The organism is Streptomyces sp. TAA040 (assembly GCF_000424845.1).
Map to the genome: position 1 here is coordinate 1 of NZ_AUKR01000053.1, position 5,954 is coordinate 5,954.

Sequence of the window (5,954 nt, forward strand, 5' to 3'; positions counted from 1 at the left end):
CTTGTAATGCGTAGGTCGTCGGTTCGAATCCGACAGGAGGCTCAGCGACAAGTCCAGGTCAGACGGTGTCTGACCTGGGCTTTTGCGTCACTGCATGCGTCGGCGGCGCTTCGATCGGGCGATCTTTGCTGGGCTGAGCGACTCTGCTGCGCAATTCGTTCAGGCGGAGAGTCGGTAGCTGAGCCGTTCGAGTCTGCTGGTGCGTGTGCGGTCGTGGGGGCCGGTGGTCCAGTGGGCGTCGAGCCGGATCACGTTGAGTGCGGTGGCGGAGAAAGCGTGGTGGAGGCGGACTTTCGGTAGGCCGCGGTAGCGGGCCCGGCGGATGCCGGTGATGTCGAGGGTCTGGTTGATGGTGCCCTCGACACCGGCCCGGAGGGCGTACTTGTTCTTCCAGGTCTCCGTCTTCTGCTCGGTGCGGGCCCGGGCGAGGTTCTCGTGGAGTTCCTTCGGTCGCAGGGTGAGTATGCGGCGCTGGTTCTTCGAGGTGGTGCACTGCTGCCGGAAGGGGCAGTCGCGGCAGGTCAGGACGCTGAAAGTGATCACAATGGCGTCGGTGCCGTGCTGTTTGACGGGGTTCCAGTGGGAGCTGGTCCTCCCGGCGGGGCAGCGGACCTGGCGGGTCTTCCAGTTGATGGTGAAGGCGTTCTTGTCGAAGCCTTCGGCGGCCCTGGCCTGCGCGGAGTGGTCCAGGAGGACCGGGGTGACCATACGGATGCCCTGTTCCAGGGCCGTGGTGATCAGGTCGGCCGAGGGGTGGCCGGAGTCGGGGTAGTGCTCGGCGGGCTTCACCCCGTGCCCGGCGAGCTTGCTCTGGATCGGTGCGGTCGTCTTCACATCGGGCACGGTCGCGTCGGTGGTGTGCACGTCAGTGATCAGATTCGGCAGCATCGCTGCCCCGGCCCCGGCTTCGGGGAGTGTGCCGCACGTTTCGGTGAGGTGGATCTTGTAGCCCATCCAGAACAGGTCATCGCCCTTGGCGGCCCAGCGTGCGTCCGCGTCGTAGGGGGAGGCCAGGCGGAGTTGACCGGGCGGGAGGCCGTCGTCGGCGTCCCGCTTCCTGATCACCTGCCGTCCCCGGCTGTCGCTGCGGATGACGTAGGTCTGCACGAGGACCTGCCGCAGCAGGTGCACGGCCTCGATCTGACGGATCCATACCGGGGCATCCTCGGCTCAGGCGGCCCGGCACAAGACGAGGCCGTCCTGGCCGAAGACCTGGGCGAGGCGGTCACGTTTCGTCTGCGAGGACGGCATCCGCCAGCCGTCGACGCGCGGCCCGTACCGCTCGGCGAACTCCGCCACATCGATCTGCCCGGCCAGCCAGAGAGGGGCCGCGACCGCGAGGGCCTCCAGAGCAGCGCGCACACTCTCCCCTGCCAGCTCCAGCCGGTTCAAGTCCCGCACCGCGCTGATCACATGGGTGGAGTCCGTGCGCTGCCTGCCCCCAGCCGCCACCAGACCAGCCCCCTTGCAGTGCGCAAGGAGCCGGTCGAAGACCACCCGCTCCATACCGTTGTCCGCGAGCCGGGCCCTGAACTTGCTGAGCACACTGGCATCGAAGCCGGTGTCGGTGAGCTCCGCACCGAGCGCGTACTTCCAGTCGACGGCCCGCACCGTTACCGCCGCGGCCTGCCGATCAGTGAGGTCCTCGGCGAACTGCAACACCGTCACCAGCGACAACACCCCGCGCGACAGGCCCGGAGCACCCCGCACCCCGAACGTGGCGACAAACGCCTCATCGACGAAAACCCCCGCGAGGTGATCCCTCACCCGTATCGCCAGGCTCCCCTTGGGAAACGCCGCCCGCGCCACCACCACAGTCTGCTCCGGGATCTCCGCCAGCCCCACGGGCCGCATCGACATCCGTACCACCACCACGGCCGCACGACACAGAAGCGACCTCAGGAACGATCACCCCGGACCCGCCCCCACCCCGCAGCGAATTGCGCAGCAGAGTCCTGAGCTTGGCGTTTAACGTGGACGGGCTTGGGGTTTTTGATCGATTCGGCGCGTTTGACTGTTTTGTCGACGTCGTGGTGCCTGGCCCGGTGTTTGTTCTTGGTGCCTGTCGGTCGTCCCGGTCCTGGTCGGGAGGGTTTCGGTGCGGCCGCTGGGCGGGCCGTGGTCGGGCGGAGGTTGCGAAACCCCCGCCGTACCAGGGCGGGAGTGAGGCGACGGGGCTCGGTCCGTCGTTCCCAGGGGCGGCGGAGGTCCTCGGCGAGTGGCCGGGCGAGGCGGAGCTGGGTGTGGGCGGCGATGATGAGCCGGGTCCACAGGTCGGCGGTGTCCGCGTGGCGGACTTTCGGGGCGGTCCAGCCGAGGGTCTGTTTCATGAGCCGGAAGGTGTGCTCGACGTCGAACCTGCGCAGGAAGGACTGCCACCAGCGCTCCACGTCCGCCGGGGTGGCGGTGGTGGCCGAGCATCATAGCCATACCGGTTTCGGGTCGCGGTCACCCGGCAGCCGCTCGACCGTCAGGCGGATCGATGTGCCGTGCAGAATGGGTAGTTCCTCTTTCGTGTGATGCAGTCAGGGGCCGCGGTGGGTGAGTCGGGGGTGCATCCGGTCCCAGGCCATCGCCTGTGCATGCCGAGCGCGGTGACCTCACTCGGGGCGGGGTGGCTAGACTGACCGATGCCCTTATCAGCGACTCGTAGGAGACACAGGATCGTGACGGGCATCGTGGACGAGTTCATGTGGCGCGGGCTGATTGCCCAGTCCACTGACGAGCGGGCATTGCGCAAGGCGCTCGCAGACGGCCCCGTCACGTTTTATTGTGGCTTCGACCCCACTGCGGCCAGCCTGCACGTCGGCCATCTCGTGCAGGCCCTCACTCTCGGTCGGCTCCAGCAGGCCGGGCACCGGCCCTTGGCGCTCGTGGGAGGTGCGACCGGCTACATCGGAGACCCCAGGCCGACCGCCGAGCGGACTTTGAACGAACCGGAGACGATCGCTCAGTGGACGACCCGGTTGCGCGCTCAGATCGAGCGCTACCTCTCTTTCGAGGGCGACAACGCGGCGGTCATGGTCAACAATCTGGACTGGACCGCGGGCCTGTCGGCGATCGAGTTCCTGCGGGACATCGGCAAGCACTTCCGGGTGAACAAGATGCTCACCAAGGATTCCGTCGCGCAGCGCCTGGAGTCCGAGCAGGGCATCAGCTACACGGAATTCAGCTACCAACTGCTGCAGGCTATGGACTTCCTCCAGCTCTACCGGCGCTACGGCTGCACGCTGCAGACGGGTGGCAGCGACCAGTGGGGCAATCTCACGGCCGGACTGGACCTGCTCCACCGCCTGGAGCCGGAGGCCGAGGTGCACGTGCTCGCGACGCCGTTGATGACCAAGGCGGACGGCACGAAGTTCGGGAAGTCGGAAACCGGCACCATCTGGCTCGACCCGGAGATGACCACGCCGTACGCGTTCTACCAGTTCTGGCTGAACACGGACGACCGTGATGTCTCCCGCTACATGCGCATCCTCTCCCTGAAGTCCCGTGAGGAGCTGGAGGAGATGGAGGAGGTCACCCGGGAGCGGCCGCATGCCCGTACCGCGCAGCGTGCGCTCGCCGAGGAACTGACGTCGTTGGTTCACGGCGCCGATCAGTGCGCCGCCGTCATCGCCGCGTCGAAGGCACTGTTCGGGCAGGGTGAGCTCCAGGCTCTGGCCGAGGCGACGTTGGCCGCTGCGGCCTCGGAGCTGCCGCACGCGAAGGTCAGTGAGCTCGGCCTCATCACCGACCTGCTCGCCGAGGTCGGCCTGGTGACGAGTAGGTCAGCCGCCCGCCGGACGGTCAGGGAGGGGGGCGCCTACGTGAACAACGTGAAGGTGACCGCAGAGGACGAGGTGGCCACAACCGACCAGTTGCTGCACGGACGCTGGCTGGTCCTGCGCCGGGGCAAGAAGAACCTGGCGGCCATCGAGGTCACGGAAAGCTGAGCTCCGGATCGCAACAGTGCGGCCGGACAGGTCGGGCGACCTCAACCGGACGACGAGGCTCCGTTGGCGCTGAACCAGGTGTCGAGCAGTCGCCGGGTCACTGCCTCGCTGCGGGTGCGGTAGTCGCGCGCGAAGGCTTTGCCGACGGTCACGCGGCGGGACCTGAGTGCTTGATCATGATCGATCGCGTCGATCACCTGGGCGAAATCACGCGCGGAGCGTTCGAGATCGCTTGCAGAGGCCACGGGGCACAGCACATCGTTCTCGTCGAGTTCGTAGCCGTCGATCGGTGGCGGGGTGATGAACGTGGCGGCATCGCCGAGTTCGGGAAGGCTGCCGATCCGATGGGCGATGACGGGCACTCCCGACTCCATGGCTTCCAGTGCCACGCGCGGGAGGCCCTCGACGAACTCGCCGAGTTGGCCTGGCTGCCCGCCTCCGGCGCCGAGTTCGCGCCTGGCTCCGGGCACCGTAAGTCCTGGGACGACCTGATCCTCTACCCCGACCTCCGCGAGGCGATCGGGCGGCTCAACCCCGAGCTGCCTCCGCAGCGCCATCAAGCGGCTGCTGGCCCGGCACAACTACCTGCCGGACCGCCGCCTGGAAGCCGTCGATCTGGTACTGAAGCAGATGGAGCACTTCGCCGACGAGTGGTCCACCACCGAGATGCCGGACAGCTGAGAAACCCCGGCCACGCCGGCGCAGGAACAGCGCACCTTCACATCGTGAGAAGCCACCTCAGGAGCGGGCGATGGACAACGAGATTCAGCTGATCAGCGACGGTGAGGGACTGGCGGTCCTCGGGGATCCGACGGATGTCGAACGTTTCCTCGTCTCGGAGGGCCTGCCGTCGAAGGACCTCGGACTGCAACGACTCAAATCGGTCTTCGGTGCTGGGGCTGCAGCCGCGCAAGCAGGCTCGGAACTCGCCGCCGACTCCGGTCGCTGGGTGAAGCTGACTCGGGAGTCGTCACAGGTCGTCAAGAAGTACGGGCTGCGGGAGAGCGCGAAAACGGGATGCAGCACAGGTGTGCTGAAGGGGCAGAAGGGCCAGGCCAAAGGGTTTGTCGAGTTCGCCCGGGCACCGCGGTCACTTCTGACCAACCCGAAGATTTTCGCCGGTGCCGCGGGAGTCATGGCGCAGATCGCCATGCAGCAGACCATGGCCGAGATCACCGACTACCTGGCCACGATCGACGAGAAGGTCGACGACGTGCTGCGCGCCCAGAAGGACGCCGCGTTGGCCCGCATGATCGGGGTGGGTTTCGTCATCGAGGAGACCATGATCATCCGTGAGCGGCGGGGCAGGGTCGACGACGTCATGTGGTCGAAGGTGCAGAACGCGCCGACGACGATCGCGGACACTCAGGCATACGCCTTGTGCCAGCTCGACGCGCTCGCGGAGAAGATGGAGCAGAAGACCAAGATCGGTGACCTCACCGCGACGGCCAAGGACGCCGAGTCCGAGGTGCGTGAGTGGCTCGCCGTTCTGGCCCGGTGTTTCCAACTGCAGGACGCGGGCGTCGTGCTCGAACTGGACCGGGTGCTGGACGCGTCGCCGGACGAGTTGAACGGACACCGTCTCGGGCTGAAGGCTGCCCGGAAGGCCCGGATGGAACACATCTCGCGGACCACCGAGCGTCTGGTGGCCAGGATGAATACGGCTGCCGGTACGGCCAACGCCAAGGTGCTGCTGAATCCGAACAAGTCTCCGACCCTGGTCCGGTCGATCAATCACGTCACTACGGACGTCCACGGCTTTCATGCCCGACTCGGGATCGAGTCCGGTTATCAGCCGTCGGAGGCCAGGCGATGGGCGGACGCAGCTACCGAGGCGAGGGACAAGGCGCTTGTGACAGGTGCGAGGCGTGTCGATGCCGCCGTGAGCCTCGGCAACGAGACCCTTGGCCGGGCCGGCTCGGTCACGGAGAAGCTCTCCACAGGTCTCGCCGAGCGAGCCCGCCGTCTGTTCGGGGACAACGAACAAGGCGACAAGAAGAGCGAGTAAAGACGTCGAAT

General features: G+C 66.9%; 6 protein-coding genes and 1 pseudogene. 3 read left to right on the forward strand and 4 right to left on the reverse strand.

The window, feature by feature from the left end; translation table 11 throughout:
- Positions 1 to 159 precede the first annotated feature (159 nt).
- From H300_RS31975 to H300_RS32740, 3 genes and pseudogenes are all read right to left on the reverse strand, one after another.
- Positions 160 to 1,131, reverse strand: a complete 972-nt coding sequence (locus tag H300_RS31975) for a transposase (RefSeq protein WP_199779232.1) — start codon at positions 1,129 to 1,131, stop codon at positions 160 to 162.
- A 39-nt stretch (positions 1,132 to 1,170) separates the two neighbouring features.
- The gene (locus H300_RS31980; protein WP_199779233.1) at positions 1,171 to 1,875 is read right to left on the reverse strand and encodes a transposase; all 705 of its coding nucleotides are present in this window, start codon (positions 1,873 to 1,875) and stop codon (positions 1,171 to 1,173) included.
- A gap of 23 nt (positions 1,876 to 1,898) precedes the next feature.
- Positions 1,899 to 2,582, reverse strand: a pseudogene (locus H300_RS32740) (hypothetical protein); the annotation flags it as partial.
- An 84-nt stretch (positions 2,583 to 2,666) separates the two neighbouring features.
- Between H300_RS32740 and tyrS the strand changes: the two are divergent.
- The gene (gene tyrS / locus H300_RS0121440; RefSeq protein ID WP_028429019.1) at positions 2,667 to 3,935 is read left to right on the forward strand and encodes a tyrosine--tRNA ligase; all 1,269 of its coding nucleotides are present in this window, start codon (positions 2,667 to 2,669) and stop codon (positions 3,933 to 3,935) included.
- Positions 3,936 to 3,976: 41 nt separating this feature from the next.
- On the opposite strand, the gene H300_RS0121445 is transcribed toward tyrS, so the two are convergent.
- Complete coding sequence (locus H300_RS0121445) at positions 3,977 to 4,324, reverse strand: glycosyltransferase family protein (protein WP_158678424.1); 348 nt, start codon at positions 4,322 to 4,324, stop codon at positions 3,977 to 3,979.
- A 196-nt stretch (positions 4,325 to 4,520) separates the two neighbouring features.
- Between H300_RS0121445 and H300_RS31265 the strand changes: the two genes are divergently transcribed.
- Positions 4,521 to 4,616 (forward strand): hypothetical protein, encoded by a 96-nt coding sequence (locus tag H300_RS31265; protein ID WP_486583993.1) that lies wholly within the window; start codon positions 4,521 to 4,523, stop codon positions 4,614 to 4,616.
- A gap of 70 nt (positions 4,617 to 4,686) precedes the next feature.
- The gene (locus H300_RS0121450; protein WP_028429021.1) at positions 4,687 to 5,943 is read left to right on the forward strand and encodes a hypothetical protein; all 1,257 of its coding nucleotides are present in this window, start codon (positions 4,687 to 4,689) and stop codon (positions 5,941 to 5,943) included.
- The last annotated feature ends 11 nt before the right edge of the window (positions 5,944 to 5,954 follow it).

Excerpts from the sequence above, each read along its gene's own strand:
- H300_RS0121450 (WP_028429021.1), top strand. The coding sequence starts at position 4,687 with ATGGACAACGAGATTCAGCTGATCAGCGACGGTGAGGGACTGGCGGTC.